Raw genomic sequence first — 16,194 nt, 5'->3', positions numbered from 1 at the left:
TTTCGTGAGGTCCAGTCGGCCCGGATGCTGATACCCATGCTCACTCGTCGCCTGATCGCGCTCTACACCGGTCTGTGGTTGTACGGGACGTCGATGGCGGTGATGATCCGGGCCGGGCTCGGGCTCGATCCGTGGGACGTCTTCCACCAGGGCGTCGCCGCGCACGTGCCGCTGAGTTTCGGCGCCGTCACCGCGGTGACCGGCGTCGTCGTGCTGCTCGCATGGATTCCGCTCCGGCAGAAGCCCGGTCTGGGCACGGTCAGCAATGTGATCGTGATCGGGGTGTCGGTCGACGTAGGGCTGTGGCTGATCCCCGCGGCCGAGGCGCTGTGGGTGCGGGTGGCGGCGATGGTCCTCGCCGTCGTCGTCAACGCCGCGGCGACCGTGCTCTACATCGGCGCGGGGATGGGTCCAGGCCCCCGTGATGGACTGATGACTGGACTGGTCGCCCGGACCGGGTGGCCGGTGTGGTCGGTGCGCACCGGCATCGAGGCGACGGTGTTGATCACCGGCTGGCTGCTCGGAGGCAGCGTCGGCATCGGCACCCTCGTGTACGCCTTCGGCATCGGGCCGCTGATCCAGCTGATGATCCCGTATGTCGACGGGTGGTTGCCGGGGTTCGCGCCGAAGTCCGGGGGTGCGGTCCGGGCCGATCCGGTGCCCGAACCGACGGCCTGATCTGCGGGGCTCCGGGTCGGAGCTACTACCTGATCGACGGCAGCGCGAGAAGAAACCCGGCCCACCGTCGTCAGGCGACAGTTGCTTGGAGCTGCGAGCCCGTTCGGCCGCGTAGGACGTGCAGTCGGCTGGGAATCCGCTGGCGCATCTCGTCGACGTGGCTGACCACGCCGACCACGCGGCCGCCCGCCCGCAGTTCGTCCAGGACGCCCATGACCGCGTCGAGGGTGTCGGCGTCGAGACTGCCGAAGCCCTCGTCGATGAACAGGGTGTCCAGGACCAGGCCGCCCGCTTCGGCCGCGACCACGTCCGCCAGGCCGAGCGCCAAAGCCAGTGAGGCCATGAAGGTCTCACCGCCGGAGAGGGTCTTCGCGGAGCGGACCGCGCCGGTGTAGTCGTCGCGGACATCGAGGCCGAGGCCACCGCGTCGGCCACGCGGGCCCGCCTTGTCGGAGTGCACGAATTCGTAGCGGCCGCCGGACATCCGGCGCAGCCGCAGCGAACCGGCGACCGCGACCTCCTCGAGGCGCGCGGCGAGCACGTACGAGCGCAACGACATCCGGCGATTGTTCTCGCCACGCCCCGCGACCACGTCGGCCAGCGTGGCCAGCTCGTCGAAATCACGCTGCCTCGGCGCGATCCGCTCGACCTCACCCCACAGCTGGGTCCCCAGCTGCTCCAGCTGCGCGACCCGCTCGGCGGCGGCCGACTGGGTCGCCACCGCCGCGGTGAACGCGGTCTGGGCGTCGGCGAAACGCTGTTCCAGCGCGGCCAGATCGGCGGGCACCTGCTCGGCCACCGCCTGGATCTGCGGTTCGGCGAGGACCGCGTCGGCGTGGGCACGGGCCCGATCGGCAGCGGTGAGCTCGGATTCGATCGCCGACTGCTGGGCCGCGGTGCGGGCGAGCACGGTGACGAGCTGGGCGTACGCCGTGAGCAGGGCGATATCGTCGCGCCGCGGCACCGGTTCGGGCTCCGGTTCCGGTTCGTCCTCGACCGACTCGTCGTCGAAAAGGTCGAAGAGCGTGGGCATCTCGGGCTCGACACGCACCGTCCGCGCGGCCCGCTTGGAACGCGATCGCGCCCCATCCCCGGTACCAGCGACCTCGCCATCGCTGCCCGCGGTCTGCCCGTCGACACCATCGGTCGTCGCCTCCGCACCGGCCCCGCCGTCGATCGGCGAAGACCCCGTGCCGTCGCCAGCGACATCGGCCGGTGCTCCCGGGCCGCCCGCTGGCACCGAATCCCCCACACCATCGCCGGACGCCGAAGCCTGGGGATCGCTGGCAGCCAACGACTTCGACGGCGCGCCTGCGATGTCGACCGGCGTCGTTGTCGCGGGGCCACCGTCGGGAGCCGCAACCGTGGCGGCACCGTCCGCAGGCGTGGCGTCGCCCTCGGCAGTCGCGACCGTGGCAGCGCCGTCCGCAGCCACAGCCATAGCGCCGCCGCCTACAGCCGCAACCGCGGCAGCACCGTCCACAGCCGCGCCCGTGGCATCGGCGTCCACAGCCGCAACCGCGACGCCGCCGCCCGCAGGCGCGCCCATGGCGGCACCACCGGGCGTCGCAGCCATGGCGTCACCACCAGCAGCCGCAACTGGGGCGCCACCACCGGCAGGCGCGACCGTGGCGACACCACCGGCAGGCGCGACCGTGGCGACACCACCGGCAGGCGCGACCGTGGCGACACCACCGGCAGGCGCGACCGTGGCGACACCACCGGCAACTGTGGCAGCACCGTCCACAACCGCGCCCGTGGAGTTGCGGTCGGCATCCGCAGCCGTGGCATCGCCGTCCGCAGCCGCAGCCGGGGCGCCGCCGCCCATAGGCGCGCCCGTGGCAGCACCACCGGTAGTCGCAGCCATGGCGTCACCACCAGAAGTCGCATCCGTGGCGACACCATCGGCAGGCGCGCCCGTGGCAGCACCGCTGGTAGTCGCACCGGCGGTGCCATCAATCGACGTCTCGTGCGATGCGGTGGGGATCCTTTCGTAGCCCTCGGGGACGAAACCGGCTGACTGGGCCAGGTTTTCGACGCGGGTGGCGATGTGGCGGACGGTGTCGCGGGCGGCGGATTCCTCGGTGCGGGCGGTGCGCAGGGTGGTGGCGGCGGTGATGAGGGATTCGAGGCGGGTGGTGCGGGCGTCGACCGAGTCGTCGGCGCCGGCGGCGGTGCGCAGGCGGAGGGTGAGTTCGTCGAGGCGGGTGCGGGTGGCGGTGATGGTCGCGGTGGCGGTGCCGAGGCGGGCGTCGAGGTCGCGGGACTGCTCGTGCAGGGTGGTTTCCTCGGCGCGCAGGGTGTCGAGGCGGGTGGTGAGGGTGGTGACGCGGGCGGCGCTGTCGGCGGCGTCGTCGAAGCGGTGGGTGGCGGTGCGCACGGCATCGGCCAGGGTGACCGGGTCGGCGTCGCCGCCGCGCGCGGTCAGCGCCTCGATCTCGCGTTCGATGACGCCGATGCGCTCGGCGATCCGGTCGCGGGCGGCTTCGGCCGTCTGCTCGGCCGTGGTGGCCGCGTCCTCGGCGTCCTTGGACACCGCGTCGTCGGTGGGGCGTGCGGGGTAGGGATGCTCGGCGGAACCGCACACCGCGCACGGCGCGCCTGCCGACAGGGCACCCGCGAGTTCGGCCGCCATGCCCGCCAACCGACGCGTGCGCAGATCGAGCACGCGCTCCCTGGCGTCGAGATGGGTCCGGCGCGCCGTGTCGAACTCGGTCTGCGCCCGGTCCAGCGCGGGCCGCTGCTTGGCCAATTCGACGGCGGCCGCGGCGGATTCCTGCCACTTGCCGAGCTCGGTCCGCAGTCCGGGCAGCGCGGCGGCGGCATCGGTGGCCTCGCGCAGCTGCTCCCCCGCTCCCGCGAGCACGGCGGGCAATTCGGTACGACGCTGCGCGAGTTCGCCGGCGCGCGCGGTCAAGCGCGTCACCTCGGCCTCGTGCGCGGTGAGATCCACGGCGAGCTGACGTGCGGTCTCGGCGTCGGCCCGCACTTCACCGAGCACACCGAGCTGGGCGTTCCACTGGCTCACCGCGGCATCGAGATCGCCCTCGACATCGCGGACGCGGCCGAGATCCTCCGGCCGCACGCCACGTGGAACGGAGGGGCTGCCCGCCCGGGTGCCCTGTTCACTACCTGGTCCGGGCGACCCGCCGTCAGATCGCACGCCGCCGACGCGTCGCGTATCACCGAGTCCACCGGTGGAATCCACTCGCTCAACCGGCGTATCAGCGTCGTCGAAGACCACCGTCAGCAGATCCAGCCCCGCGATATCCGCGGCCGCCTCGGCACCCAACTGGACGGCCAATTCACCGGCGACCGTCCGGGTCGACGCCTCCGCGCGGCGCAGCGCGCGCACCGCCGACCGCGCCTCGTCGATGGCGTGCACCACCGGCTCGGCCCGGCGGGCCTGTTCGAGTTCGCGTTCCAGCTCGGCCCGGCGCGGGGCGTCGGCGGTGTACGCGGCCAGTTCCGCGCGGGCCGCCGCCATCCGGGCGTGCAACCCGGCGACGCGGCGCTGCTCCTCGGCCTCGGCGCGGGCTTCGCCCGACTCCTGCTGTCGGAGTTCGGCGTTCGCGTTCGCCTCGGCCAGCTCGGTGCGCGCGGTGGCGAGCAGATCCTGGGACCAGGTCACCGCGTCGGGCAGGCCGACCGATTCCGCGCCGCCATAGCCCGCGGCCATACCGACCTTGGTGATCAGTCGATCGATGCCCTGGGTGCGGGCGGTGAGGTCGGCCTCGGCGGCACGACGGCGGTCCGCCAGCCACGTCTCGGCGGTGCCGAATCGCTGGGTGTCGAAGAGCTTTTCGAGCAGCCTCTCGCGATCCTCGTTCTCGGCGCGCAGGAACTTCGCGAAATCGCCCTGGGGCAACAGCACGACCTGGAAGAACTGGTCGGCGCTCATGCCGAGCAGGCGCACGACCTCGTCGCCGATATCGGTGAGCCGGGACAGATTCTCACCCGACCCGTCCAGCCATTCCAGCGTGCCCTTGGCCTGCACCTCCGTGAACCGGGTGCTGTCGCGACTGCTCGGCCGCTCGAACGCCGGGCTGCGGGTGAGCCGGAGCCGACGACCGCCGAGGGTGGCCTCTAGGGTGACCTTCGGCGGCGTCTGCGGGTCGGCGTGATCGGAATGCAGCCGCTTGCCCTCCCCGCGCGCGCCGGGCACCCGCCCGTACAGCGCGAAGGCGATGGCGTCGAGGATGCTGGTCTTGCCCGCGCCGGTGTGACCGTGCAGCAGGAACAGACCATCCGCGCCGAGCACGTCGAAATCCACGACGGTGGACTCGGCGAAGGGACCGAACGCGACCATCTCCAGTCGATGCAGTCTCACGCGGCACCGCCCAGCGCAGCCCTCACGCGGTCACGTCCATGGCCTCGAATTCGTCCGCCGCGCGACGGGTTTCGGCGCGACCCGCATCGGGTTCACGCACGGCGGCGGCCAGCGCACGCTCCACCCATCGCATCTCGCCTCCGGTCGGCGCACCGCGCACATCGGTCAGGAAACTCGCCGCGACCTCGACATCGCGGCGGCCGTGCACCCGCTCACGGTAGCGCAGCTCCGGATTGCCCTCGGGGCGTGCCCATTCCACGTGCACCGCGTGCGGGAACCGCTCGCGCAGTTTACGCATGGGGTCGACCGGGCGGGTGCTGTCGGTGAGCGTCGCGGAGACGTAATGCGGCTCGGCGTCGGCGAATCCGGCATCGGTGAGCAGCTCGTCGAGGGTGCCGGTGAGCTTGCTGAGCCCGCGCACCAGCGGTAGGTCGTGGCGGTGCACCGCGGCCAGTCCGTCGGCGTCGAGGTCGACGATCCAGATCGCCTTGCGATGGGAATTCTCGGCGAACGAGTACGGCAGCGGAGAACCGCTGTAGCGCACCGACTCCGACAGGGTCTGCGGCGAGTGCAGGTGTCCCAGCGCCACATAGTCGATCCCGTCGAACGCCGACATCGACACCGTCTCGACCCCGCCCACCGAGATCGATCGCTCCGACCCCGTCGCCTCCCCGCCGACGACGAACGCGTGCGCGAGCACCACGGTGCGCGTGCCCGGCCGACCGGCGAGATCGGCGCGGATGCGGCCCATCGCGGCGTCGAGGATCTCCGCGTGCGAGCGGGCCTGCGGCACACCGAGTTCGGCGCGGGTGATCTCCGGCTCCAGATACGGGATCCCGTAGAAGGCCACCTCGCCGGCATCGTCGGCGAGCAGCACCGGCCGGTCGGCGTCGGCGACCCTGGTGCACAGATGCAGCCCGCCCGCCGCCGCGAAGCTGGCACCCGCGCCGAGGCGGGCGGGCGAATCGTGATTGCCCGAGGTCGCGACGATCACCGCGCCCGCGGCGCGGATCGCCTCGAACCCGCGGTTGCAGACCGCGATCGCGTCGGCGTTCGGGATCGACCGGTCGTAGACGTCGCCCGGCACGACGACCACGTCGACGGACTCCGCCGCGACCAGGTCCGCGATCGACGCCAGCACCGCCGCCTGATCGGCTAACAGGTCGACACCGTGGAAGGTGCGCCCGATGTGCCAGTCGGAGGTGTGCAGGATCCGCATGCCGCGAAACTTAGGCCACACCCCCGACAGAATTCAATCGACGCACCCCTCGGGTGTGCCGCACCGGCGCGTCACCACGCCCGGGTTGCCCGGTGATTGCGAGTTTGTCGGTGGCTTCGGGCACTATCGCCGCTATGACCGCCTCGATGCTCGTCGCGCTCGTCTTGGTATTCGCTGCCGGGTTCGGTCTCGGCTGGTTGGGGCATTCCGCCCGGGGCGGGCAACGCGCCGCCGCGGCGGAGGCCAGGCTGGCGGCGGCCGGGGACAATCAACGGTTGCTGCAGCAATCGCTGCACGCGGCGAACGAGGATGCGGCGCGCAGGCATTCGGCGGCGATCGGCGCGATGGTCGATCCGCTGCGCGATGCCGTCGGCGCGCTCGAGCAGCAGATCCGCCAGGTCGAGCACCACCGGATCGACGCGTACTCGGGGCTGCGGGAGCAGGTCGCCGGGATGCAGCGCACCTCGCACCGGCTCTCCGACCAGACCGGGCAGCTGGTCGCGGCGCTGCGCGCGCCGCAGGTCCGCGGCCGCTGGGGGGAGATCCAGCTGGAGCGGGTCGTCGAGCTGGCGGGCATGACCAGGCACTGCGATTTCGACACCCAGGTGCACCGGGCCGGCGGCGGCGATCGCGGCGGGGTGCGGCCGGACCTGGTGGTCCGGCTGGCGGGCGGCAGGCACATCGTCGTCGACGCGAAGGTCCCCTTCACCGCCTACCTCGACGCCGCGACCACCGACGACCCCACCGCCCGCGACCAGCTGCTGGCCCGGCACGCCAAGCATCTGCGCGCCCACGTCGACCAGCTGGCGGACAAGGCGTACTGGGCGGCGTTCGATCCGGCGCCGGAGTTCGTCGTCCTGTTCGTGCCGGGCGATCCGTTCCTCGACGCCGCGCTCACCACCGACGCGGGGCTGCTGGAGTACGCGTTCGGGCGGAACGTGATCCTGGCAACCCCAACGACGCTCATCGCGCTGCTGCGGACGGTCGCGTTCAGCTGGCGCCAGGAAGCGCTGTCCCGCGATATGGCAACGGTGCAGCAATTGGGCAAGGAGCTCTACACCCGGGTCGGCAAAGTGGCCGACCACCTGGACAATCTCGGGGTGAATCTCGGTAAGGCAGTAGCGGCTTTCAACGCCACCGTCGGCTCGGTCGAGTCACGGGTGCTGGTCACCGCGCGCCGGATGCACGATCTCGGGATCGCCGATCAGGAGCTCCCGGCAATCCGGTTGACCGAGGCCAGACCGCGGGCCGTGGCCTTCGCCGAGGCCGAGGATCGTCGCTGAGATCCCCGTGCCGCAGCGCCTGACGGCGCGTTGTGCGGTTAGTGTCATGGTGTGGCTGCTTCCCAACGTGCGCGACCCCGGGTGCCCGCGCCGCAACGTTCGATCCTGCCCTCGGTGCCCGGCATCCCCGCCTGGGGCGCGATTCTGCTTGCCGCGGGCATGACGATGGTGGGGTTCGCGATCGACGCGATCGGGGGCGAGACCTACCCGACGGGCACCTTCTCGGCGCTGTATGTGCTGGGCTGCGTGCTGGCCGTGTGCGCCGTGCGGTTCCGCGGGCTGTTCTCCACCATGGTCATGCCGCCGCTGCTGCTGTTCGTCGCGGTGCCGGTGGCCTGCCAGCTGCTGGGTGGGCGCGCCACCACCTCCATCAAAGACGTGCTGATGAACCTCGTCATCCCGCTGGTGGAGCGCTTCCCGACGATGATGCTGGCCACCGTCCTCGTCCTCGCCATCGGCGGTGCCCGGATCGCGATCGCCAAGCGCACCCCCGCCACCGCCCGCCCGCTCTCCGACGAACGCCGGGCCGAACGCAAGACCGAGCGCAAGCCGGTCAAGCGCCGCCGTCCCGAGGCCGCGGGCGACACCGGCCGCCAGCGCACCCGCCGCGCCACCGCCGTCCTGGACGACCCGGTCACCGAGGTCGACATGGCCAGCCCGGCCCGCCGCGCGCCGCGCGCGACCGATCCCAAGCGCGCGCCCGCCGCGGCCAGGACCAGGGAGCCGCGCGCCGCCCGCAACGCCGCCCCGCGCGAGGCCGACGCCGCGCGCACCCCGCGCCGTAGGCCCGACCCGCAGCCGCATCCCCAGCCGACGGTGCGCTACCGCGATCGCGCCGACACCGGTCGCACCGAACGGCGCAGGCCCGACAACGTGTGAGAACCAGGAATCCCCCGCCGCGAACTCGCGACGGGGGATTCCTTGTATATGTCGGTCCTGTGTCAGCCCTGGGCGGGGGCGTCGCGGCGCGCGGCGCGCAGCTCACGCGGCAGCGAGAACACCAGGGTCTCGTTGGCCGTTGTCACCGGCTGCACCTCGCCGAAGCCGTGCTCGGCGAGCAGGTCGAGCACACCGGTCACCAGGATCTCCGGCACCGACGCGCCCGAGGTGATACCGATCGTGCGCACCCCGTCGAGCCAGGCGAGGTCGACCTCGCGGGCGTAGTCGACCAGGTACGCGGCCCGCGCGCCCGCGCCGAGGGCGACCTCGACCAGCCGCACCGAGTTGGAGGAGTTGCGCGAGCCGACCACGATCACCAGATCGCATTCGGGTGCCATCGCCTTCACCGCGGTCTGCCGGTTGGAGGTGGCGTAGCAGATGTCATCGCTGGGCGGATCCTGCAGCGTCGGGAACCGCTCGCGCAGCCGCTGCACCGTCTCCATGGTCTCGTCGACCGACAGCGTGGTCTGCGACAGCCAGATCACCTTCGACGGATCACGCACGGTGACCTTGTCCACCGAGTCGGGGCCGTCGACCAGCTGGACGTGCTCGGGCGCCTCACCGGCGGTGCCCTCGACCTCCTCGTGGCCCTCGTGGCCGATCAGCAGGATGTCGTAGTCGTCGCGGGCGAAGCGCTTGGCTTCCTGGTGCACCTTGGTGACCAGCGGACAGGTCGCGTCGATGGTGCGCAGGTTCCGCTCGGCGGCGGTCTCGTGCACGATCGGCGCCACGCCGTGGGCGGAGAACACGACCAGCGCGCCCTCGGGCACCTCGTCGGTCTCGTCGACGAACACGACACCGCGCTCACGTAGCGTCTCCACCACGTGCCGGTTGTGCACGATCTCCTTGCGGACGTAGATCGGGGCGCCGTGCTTCTCCAGCGCCTTCTCCACGGTCTCGACGGCGCGGTCGACGCCTGCGCAGTAGCCGCGCGGCTCGGCCAGCAGCACGCGCTTGCCACCGGCAGCGGACGCGCCCGCGGAGCGCGCGATACCGACGTTCAAGGGAATTGCCGAGGTCATAGTCCACAGCTTACGTGCGCCGCGCGGGCGGGATCAGGGCGGATCGAGGGGCGAAAGTCACATCGGGGTGGTCTGGACCTTTGCATCACAGGCGGTTTGCGGCAGGCTGGGACCATGTTCCGTCCTCCGTACCTGGCCCGGGTCGCCGCCGGTGCCGCCGTCTACGCCTTAGAAGAGACCCGGCGGCTGCCCGTCGCCGCGGTCAACTTCCCGATCACCGCGCTGAGCCGCGTGCTGCAGACCACCATGCACGTGCAGCAGTTCGTCACCAGCCTCGCGCTCAAGGGCGACGGCCTGTTCGAACGTCTGGGTTCGGCCCCGCAGGAGCAGCCCGCCTGGGCCACCTTCGACGAGGACGTCGCCCCGGAGCCCGCCGTCGCCACCAACGGCCATGCCAGCCGCTTCGATCTGTTCACCGAGGAGATCCCGGCCGAGCAGACCAACGGCAAGGCCACGCCCGCGTCGCTGCTGCTGCTCGAGTCCGAGCAGGCCGCCGAGGAGCCCGCCGCCGAGCCGGAGCCCGAGGAGGTGCAGGCCCCCGAGGTCGCCATCCGCTACGACTACCCGGCGATGACGCTGGCCCAGCTGCGCGCCCGGCTGCGCATGCTGACCGTCGAGGAACTGGCCCAGCTGCTGGCCTTCGAGCAGCAGACCCGGGCCCGCGCGCCGTTCGTCACCATGCTGACCAACCGGATCGCGACGGTCCAGGCGCAGTAGCCTCCCCCCTTCGCAGCGACCGCGACCGGGGCCAACGCGCCGGTCGCGGTCGCTTTTGTTTGTGTCGGTAGCGCCGCGTATACCTGACGTATGACTGAGGACGGCTCCGGCGCTTCCGCCCCGGCGGACACCGCCGCGGGCGCACCGGGCAGTTCCGCGGAGCAGCCGTGGCCGGTGCGCTCGATCGCGGTGAAGGTCGCGCAGTGGATCGACCGGCTCGGCAGCGTGTGGGTGGAGGGCCAGGTCACCCAGATCAGTCTGCGGCCCGGCACCCGCACCGCCTTCCTGGTGCTGCGCGATACCTCGGCGGACATGTCGCTGTCGGTGACCTGCGATCCGGAGTTGTTGCGGCGCAGTCCCGTTCCGCTCACCGAGGGCAGCCGGGTGGTCGTCTACGGCAAGCTGCAGTTCTTCACCGGACGGGGCACGCTGTCGCTGCGGGTCACCGAGATCCGGCCGGTCGGCATCGGCGAACTGCTCGCCCGGATCGAGCGGCTCAAGGCGCTGCTGTCGGCGGAGGGGCTGTTCGATCCACGGCTCAAGCGGCCGTTGCCCTTTCTGCCCGGCACGGTCGGGCTGATCACCGGGCGGGCGAGCGCGGCCGAACGCGACGTGCTGACCGTCGCTCAGAATCGCTGGCCCGCGGTGCGTTTCGTCGTCAAGAACACGGCGGTGCAGGGCCCGACGGCGGTGCCGCAGATGCTGGAGGCGCTGGCCGCCCTCGATCGCGATCCGGCCGTCGACGTGATCGTGCTCGCCCGCGGCGGCGGCAGCACCGAGGACCTGCTGCCGTTCTCCGACGAGGCGCTGTGCCGGGCCATCGCCGCCGCGACCACCCCGATCGTCAGCGCGATCGGGCACGAACCCGACGCGCCGCTGAGCGATCTCGTCGCCGACGTGCGCGCCGCCACCCCCACCGACGCCGCCAAGCGGATCGTCCCCGATGCCGCCGCCGAGCTCGCGGGCGTGCGCGAGATGCGGGCTCGCTCGGCCGCCGCGCTGCGCGGCTGGGTGCAGCGCGAGACCCACATCATCGCCCAATTGCGCTCGCGCCCTGTGCTCGCCGATCCGCTGCGCGAGCTGCGGCACCGCCACGACGAGGTGGAGCGATTGCGGCTGGCGGCCCGGCGCACCGTCGAGCAGACCCTGCGCACCGAGTCGACCGCCGCGGCGCACCTTCGCGAGAAGCTCACCGCCGTCGGCCCGGCCGCGACGCTGGCCCGTGGCTACGCTGTCGTGCAGCGCGTCGCCGGGAAGGACCGGCACGTGGTCCGCGCGATCGAGGACGCCCCCGCGGGCAGCCAGCTCCGCATCCGCGTCGCCGACGGCGCCGTCACCGCCGCCGCGCTCGGCACCCAGCGCCTGACACCCACCAACGACAAGGGGAACTGACCGTGCCCGACGCCGGAACCGAGCCCGCCGACACCCTCGCCGAGATCGCCGCCTTCGGCTACGAACGCGCCCGCGACGAGCTGGTCAACGTCGTCAAGATGCTGGAGCAGGGCGGTCTCGATCTCGACGACTCGCTCGCCCTCTGGGAACGCGGCGAGGCTCTGGCCACCCGCTGCGAGCAGCACCTGGCCGGTGCCCGTAAGCGCGTGGAAGACGCCATCTCGCACGCCGACGACGCGAGCGAGTAGCCGGGCAACGCCGCCTTTACGGCGACGAAACACGGTGCGGGCACCCTGGTGCGCACGTCTCGACGGCACTGGGAGGCACCGCGATGTCACGCACCGAAGCGCTGGCCCGACTGCGCACCGAGCTCGGCGCGGTCGACCATTCCGTCGACACGCGCAGGCTGCGCACCAAGAGCCGGGACCGGTTCGCCCAGAGCCCGGTCCTGCGTGATCTGCTGCGCGGCCGCAATGCCGAGATCTTCATCGCCCCGCGCACCAAGGAGGAACTGCGCGTCGCCGTCGCGGCGTGCGCCCGGCATCGGGTTCCGATCACGGTGCGCGGCGCGGGGTCCGGCCAGTTCGGCCAGGGCGTTCCGCTCTCCGGCGGCGCGGTGATCGATGTCACCGCCATCGCCGGGATCGTCGGCTGGCACGGTGACCGGGCCCGACAGCCACCGCGCACGGTGCGCGCGCTGACCGGCACCGTGGTCGCCGACATCGACGCGACGATCCGCCCGTCCGGCTGGGAGCTGCGCATGCACCCCTCCACCGCGCAGCAGGCCACGATCGGCGGCTACATCGCCGGTGGGCACGCGGGGGTCGGCAGCTGCCAGTGGGGCATCCTGCGCGACGCGGGCAACATCACCGCGCTGGAGGTGATGACGGTCGAGGAACAACCCCGCCTGGTCGAGCTGCGCGGCAGCGAGGTCACCACGGTGCACCACGCCTACGGCGCCAACGGCATCATCACCGAGGTCGAGCTGCCCGTCGCGCCCGCCTGGGAGTGGCACGAGCTGGTGATCGCGTTCCCGGAATTCGAGCAGGCCGCCCGCTTCTCGGTCGACCTCGGCACCAGCGACGGCGTGCTCAAGAAGGTGGTCTCCCCGCACGCGCACCCGCTGCCGCAGTACTTCCCCGGCCTGGCCGGGCTGATCCCCGACGGCGCGGCGATGGTGCTGGTGCTGGCCGCGGTGCAGTCGGTGCCGAACGTGGAGGATCTGGCGCACGCGTGCGGCGGGCAGGTCCGCTACCGCTGCCTCGAGGGCAAAGGCGTCTACGGCGTGCCGCTCTACGAGTTCACCTGGGGCCATTCGATGCTGCACTACCAGCGCCGCGACGAGCGCCTCACCGGGTTGATGGCGCTGTTCCCGCCCGCCGACCTGTACGCGTCGATCGTGCGGGTGCACCGGGAGTTCGCCGATCTCGGGCCGCTGCACGTGGAGATGAAACGGATCGACGGCGCCCTGTCCGCCCAGGGCTCACCGGTGTTCGCCTACGAGAGCCGGGCTCAGCTCGCCGCGATCACCGAGCGCTTGCAGCGGGCCGGGCTCTCCATCGCCAATCCGCACACGCCGGTCCTCGGCGCGGGCGGCATGAAACCGTGGGGACCGCGGGAGATCGCGACCAAACGCGCCTTCGACCCGCACGGTCTGCTCGCGCAGGGCAAGGTCGACGACCTGCTCGCCACCGACGTCATCACCACCTCGACGGCCCTGCCCACCTCCGGCTGGACCTACCGGCTCAGCGACACGGCCGGCCGCTGAGCTACTTCGACAGCGGCTGCGCGGTGGTGACCGCCTGCGCCAGCGTGGTGAACGCGGCCTCGTTGCCCGCGCCGGTGATCAGGATCCGGACGCCGCCCAGATCGGTGATCCAGGCGGTCTCCTCGGTCGGTTCGGTGTAGACGACCCACTTCTGCCCGGCGATGTCCTGGGTGCCGGTGGCGTACCGCGAGCCGAGCACGTGGCGGGCGAGGGCTTCCTCGGAGGCGGAGGTCTGCGAGTACCGCATGTAGGTGCCCTGCGGAGTCAGGTAGCCGACGGTGCTGACCGGGCCGCCGCCCGAGCTGACGATCGTGTCGCGGCTGCCCGAGTTCGACACCCAGTCCTGCGGCAGCTCCGGCTTGCGGATCGCGAACGGCAGGGTCTTGGCGTCGGACTTCAAGGCCGCGTCGGCGTCGAAATGAGGGATCTGACCTTGGGTCGGGCCGTTCGTCGCGACGGTGCACTGGCTCGCCGCGCCCGCCAGCACGATGGCGATCAGCACCAGCGGAATCAGCGACCAGAACAGGTCGCGATAGTCGTTGAAGATCCGGTGCTTCTGCTGGGCCACGGCTACCAGTATCCACTCGGGCTCTGACCAGGCCACCGACGGGGCATCGCAGGTCGTGCACGGGCGTGCCGATCCTAATGCGACAATTGCCCCCGTACACCAACGCCCAAGGAGGCACTTCGCAATGACGGCATCATCGCCCGCTCCCAGCCGCCGCGAGGCACCCGACCGTAACCTCGCACTCGAGCTGGTCCGAGTCACCGAGGCAGGCGCGATGGCAGCGGGCCGCTGGGTCGGCCGCGGCGACAAGGAAGGCGGCGACGGTGCGGCCGTCGACGCCATGCGTCAGCTCGTCAGCTCCGTCTCCATGCAGGGCGTCGTCGTCATCGGCGAGGGCGAGAAGGACGAAGCGCCGATGCTGTACAACGGCGAGGCGGTCGGTGACGGCACCGGTCCCGAGGTCGACTTCGCGGTCGACCCGATCGACGGCACGACGCTGATGTCGAAGGGCTCCCCCGGCGCCATCTCGGTGCTCGCGGTCGCCGAGCGCGGCGCCATGTTCGACCCGTCGGCCGTGTTCTACATGCACAAGATCGCCGTCGGCCCCGACGCCGCGGGCTCGATCGACATCACCGCCCCGATCGGCGAGAACATCCGCCGCGTCGCCAAGGCCAAGAAGTCCTCGGTGTCCGACCTCACGGTCTGCATCCTGGACCGCCCCCGGCACGCCGAGCTCATCCAGCAGACCCGCGACGCGGGCGCCCGCATCCGCCTGATCTCCGACGGTGACGTCGCCGGCGCCATCGCCGCCGCGCGCCCCGACTCCGGCGTCGACATCCTGGTCGGCATCGGTGGTACCCCGGAGGGCATCATCGCCGCCGCCGCGCTGCGCTGCCTCGGCGGTGAACTCCAGGGCATGCTCGCGCCCAAGGACGACGAGGAGCGCCAGCAGGCCATCGACGCGGGCCACGACCTGGACCGCGTCCTGTCCACCACCGACCTGGTCGCCGGCGAGAACGTCTTCTTCTGCGCCACCGGCGTCACCGACGGCGACCTCCTGCGCGGCGTCCGCTACTTCGGCGGCGGCGCCTCCACCCAGTCGATCGTCATGCGCTCCAAGTCCGGCACCGTCCGCATGATCGACGCCTACCACCGCCTCACCAAGCTCCGCGAATACTCCTCCGTCGACTTCGACGGCGACGACAGCGCCAACCCGCCCCTCCCCTGATCCCATGACAGGCCGCGCACCCCGGGTGGTGCGCGGCCCGTTCCTTGATCGATCCCTGCACGGTTCACTACGGTGGCCTGCAGGGGTACCAGGGGATGGGGGAACCGACATGAGTGTCATCGACGTGGATTCCGGGCGGTTGCGCTCGGAGATCGCCGCGTTCTACGCCGGGTTCGGCGCTCCGACCGAGTTGTCGGCAGCCTTCGAATCCTCGGCCCTGCTCGTGCCGTTGATCGGCCCCGAAGATCGGGTGTACACACTCGAATCCGGTGCGGTGCAGTGGTTATGCGCGTTCACCGGCGTCGCCGAGTACGCGCATTTCATGACGACACGCGGAGTCGTCGCCGAGCAGGAGTATCGATTCCACACCTTCCTCGGCATCCGCCTCCGTGAGTTCGCCGCCGCACAGACGGACCCGACCGGCGTAGCGATCGACATGCTGTCCGCGGCACCCATGGTCTTCCCTCCGGTGATGACGGAAGAACCGACGACCCGCCACGGACACGGCTGATGTCGGACCTGAATGTCGACCCGGCCCTGCTGAACCAGGCCGCGACCGGTATCACGAGCATCATCAGCGAACTCTCGGAACTGGGTGTCGGCGAGACCGGCGCGGTGGGTCGGGGTTTCTCGCAATTGACGATGTCGGCGATGGAGGCGGGAAAGGCGAACGTGCAGGCCACGTTCGAGACCTTCACCGAGCGCTGGTCATGGGGCATACGCGCACTGGTGCAGTCCGGCAACGAGATCGCCGAGGTTCTCGACCTGTCGGCGGGCCGCTATTACCTCATGGACCAGCAGGCCTCGAACACGCTCAAAGAGATGTTCACCCACCTCGCCGGTAACCCGCATCTCACCGACGAGGAGATCGACAAGAAGTCCTGGGACCAGGTCCTCAGCGAGAACACGTGGAACCTCGCCGCCGATCCCAACTACAGCGGAGCTTCATTCTCCGAAGCGTTTTCCCATATGGGTGACAACGTGTCGACGCTGGGCCAGGTCGGGCAGTATCTCGCGACCAATCCGGACAAGGCGTACTCGCTGGACACCGGCGTGGCGGCCAAGGTCACCCAGATCAACGAGGACAGGCAGAAGGCCGGGGGGCAATAG

Annotated in this window: 13 protein-coding genes and 2 pseudogenes; 10 read left to right on the top strand and 5 right to left on the bottom strand. The window is 71.3% G+C overall.

What is annotated here, in order from left to right:
- The first annotated feature begins 36 nt into the window (after positions 1 to 36).
- Positions 37 to 678, top strand: a complete 642-nt coding sequence (locus AB0H54_RS05960) for a hypothetical protein (protein ID WP_357343073.1) — start codon at positions 37 to 39, stop codon at positions 676 to 678.
- Positions 679 to 748: 70 nt separating this feature from the next.
- On the opposite strand, the pseudogene AB0H54_RS05955 reads toward AB0H54_RS05960, so the two are convergent.
- The 3 genes and pseudogenes from AB0H54_RS05955 to AB0H54_RS05945 form a co-directional block, all read right to left on the bottom strand.
- Positions 749 to 1,585: pseudogene (locus tag AB0H54_RS05955) on the bottom strand (SbcC/MukB-like Walker B domain-containing protein); the annotation flags it as partial.
- Positions 1,586 to 4,474: 2,889 nt separating this feature from the next.
- Positions 4,475 to 5,008 (bottom strand): annotated as a pseudogene (locus AB0H54_RS05950) (SMC family ATPase); the annotation flags it as partial.
- 22 nt (positions 5,009 to 5,030) lie between these two features.
- Positions 5,031 to 6,227, bottom strand: a complete 1,197-nt coding sequence (locus AB0H54_RS05945; protein ID WP_357343071.1) for an exonuclease SbcCD subunit D — start codon at positions 6,225 to 6,227, stop codon at positions 5,031 to 5,033.
- Positions 6,228 to 6,361: 134 nt separating this feature from the next.
- Between AB0H54_RS05945 and AB0H54_RS05940 the strand changes: the two genes are divergently transcribed.
- The gene (locus AB0H54_RS05940; protein ID WP_357343069.1) at positions 6,362 to 7,510 is read left to right on the top strand and encodes a DNA recombination protein RmuC; all 1,149 of its coding nucleotides are present in this window, start codon (positions 6,362 to 6,364) and stop codon (positions 7,508 to 7,510) included.
- 51 nt (positions 7,511 to 7,561) lie between these two features.
- On the top strand, positions 7,562 to 8,389 hold the full coding sequence (locus AB0H54_RS05935) for a DUF6542 domain-containing protein (protein ID WP_357343067.1): 828 nt from the start codon (positions 7,562 to 7,564) through the stop codon (positions 8,387 to 8,389).
- Between the two features lie 62 nt (positions 8,390 to 8,451).
- On the opposite strand, the gene AB0H54_RS05930 is transcribed toward AB0H54_RS05935, so the two are convergent.
- Positions 8,452 to 9,471, bottom strand: coding sequence for a 4-hydroxy-3-methylbut-2-enyl diphosphate reductase (locus tag AB0H54_RS05930; protein WP_355276488.1), 1,020 nt, complete (start codon positions 9,469 to 9,471; stop codon positions 8,452 to 8,454).
- A gap of 114 nt (positions 9,472 to 9,585) precedes the next feature.
- On the opposite strand from AB0H54_RS05930, the gene AB0H54_RS05925 reads away from it, so the two are divergent.
- The 4 genes from AB0H54_RS05925 (at position 9,586) to AB0H54_RS05910 (ending at position 13,348) form a co-directional block, all read left to right on the top strand.
- On the top strand, positions 9,586 to 10,188 hold the full coding sequence (locus tag AB0H54_RS05925; protein ID WP_357343065.1) for a lipid droplet-associated protein: 603 nt from the start codon (positions 9,586 to 9,588) through the stop codon (positions 10,186 to 10,188).
- Between the two features lie 90 nt (positions 10,189 to 10,278).
- Positions 10,279 to 11,580: an exodeoxyribonuclease VII large subunit gene (gene xseA / locus AB0H54_RS05920; protein ID WP_355276492.1), complete on the top strand. Its 1,302-nt coding sequence runs from the start codon at positions 10,279 to 10,281 to the stop codon at positions 11,578 to 11,580.
- Positions 11,581 to 11,582: 2 nt separating this feature from the next.
- Complete coding sequence (locus AB0H54_RS05915; protein ID WP_355276494.1) at positions 11,583 to 11,828, top strand: exodeoxyribonuclease VII small subunit; 246 nt, start codon at positions 11,583 to 11,585, stop codon at positions 11,826 to 11,828.
- A gap of 83 nt (positions 11,829 to 11,911) precedes the next feature.
- Entirely contained in the window at positions 11,912 to 13,348 is a 1,437-nt protein-coding gene (locus tag AB0H54_RS05910; RefSeq protein ID WP_357343064.1) for an FAD-binding oxidoreductase, read from the top strand.
- Between the two features lies 1 nt (position 13,349).
- Here the strand turns inward: AB0H54_RS05910 and AB0H54_RS05905 are convergent, their stop codons facing one another.
- Positions 13,350 to 13,916, bottom strand: coding sequence for a DUF4245 domain-containing protein (locus tag AB0H54_RS05905; RefSeq protein WP_357343062.1), 567 nt, complete (start codon positions 13,914 to 13,916; stop codon positions 13,350 to 13,352).
- Between the two features lie 124 nt (positions 13,917 to 14,040).
- On the opposite strand from AB0H54_RS05905, the gene glpX reads away from it, so the two are divergent.
- From glpX to AB0H54_RS05890, 3 genes are all read left to right on the top strand, one after another.
- Complete coding sequence (glpX, locus tag AB0H54_RS05900) at positions 14,041 to 15,084, top strand: class II fructose-bisphosphatase (RefSeq protein ID WP_357343060.1); 1,044 nt, start codon at positions 14,041 to 14,043, stop codon at positions 15,082 to 15,084.
- 109 nt (positions 15,085 to 15,193) lie between these two features.
- On the top strand, positions 15,194 to 15,595 hold the full coding sequence (locus AB0H54_RS05895; RefSeq protein ID WP_357343058.1) for a hypothetical protein: 402 nt from the start codon (positions 15,194 to 15,196) through the stop codon (positions 15,593 to 15,595).
- Positions 15,595 to 16,194 carry a hypothetical protein gene (locus AB0H54_RS05890; RefSeq protein WP_357343056.1) on the top strand — a complete coding sequence of 200 codons (600 nt, stop codon included), beginning with the start codon at positions 15,595 to 15,597 and terminating at the stop codon, positions 16,192 to 16,194. The genes AB0H54_RS05895 and AB0H54_RS05890 overlap by 1 nt, the downstream gene beginning before the upstream one ends.

This window comes from Nocardia sp. NPDC050718 (genome assembly GCF_040654235.1).
In the GTDB taxonomy this organism is placed as follows: domain Bacteria; phylum Actinomycetota; class Actinomycetes; order Mycobacteriales; family Mycobacteriaceae; genus Nocardia.
Note: the sequence above shows the minus strand (reverse complement) of the source record. Positions and strands in the feature narration are given on the sequence as shown.

Bases quoted from the DNA above. Each gene is read 5' to 3' on its own strand.
- AB0H54_RS05960 (WP_357343073.1), top strand. From the start codon at position 37: ATGCTCACTCGTCGCCTGATCGCGCTCTACACCGGTCTGTGGTTGTAC.
- AB0H54_RS05945 (WP_357343071.1), bottom strand. From the start codon at position 6,227: ATGCGGATCCTGCACACCTCCGACTGGCACATCGGGCGCACCTTCCAC.
- AB0H54_RS05940 (WP_357343069.1), top strand. From the start codon at position 6,362: ATGACCGCCTCGATGCTCGTCGCGCTCGTCTTGGTATTCGCTGCCGGG.
- AB0H54_RS05930 (WP_355276488.1), bottom strand. From the start codon at position 9,471: ATGACCTCGGCAATTCCCTTGAACGTCGGTATCGCGCGCTCCGCGGGC.
- AB0H54_RS05925 (WP_357343065.1), top strand. From the start codon at position 9,586: ATGTTCCGTCCTCCGTACCTGGCCCGGGTCGCCGCCGGTGCCGCCGTC.
- xseA (WP_355276492.1), top strand. From the start codon at position 10,279: ATGACTGAGGACGGCTCCGGCGCTTCCGCCCCGGCGGACACCGCCGCG.
- AB0H54_RS05910 (WP_357343064.1), top strand. From the start codon at position 11,912: ATGTCACGCACCGAAGCGCTGGCCCGACTGCGCACCGAGCTCGGCGCG.
- glpX (WP_357343060.1), top strand. From the start codon at position 14,041: ATGACGGCATCATCGCCCGCTCCCAGCCGCCGCGAGGCACCCGACCGT.
- AB0H54_RS05895 (WP_357343058.1), top strand. From the start codon at position 15,194: ATGAGTGTCATCGACGTGGATTCCGGGCGGTTGCGCTCGGAGATCGCC.
- AB0H54_RS05890 (WP_357343056.1), top strand. From the start codon at position 15,595: ATGTCGGACCTGAATGTCGACCCGGCCCTGCTGAACCAGGCCGCGACC.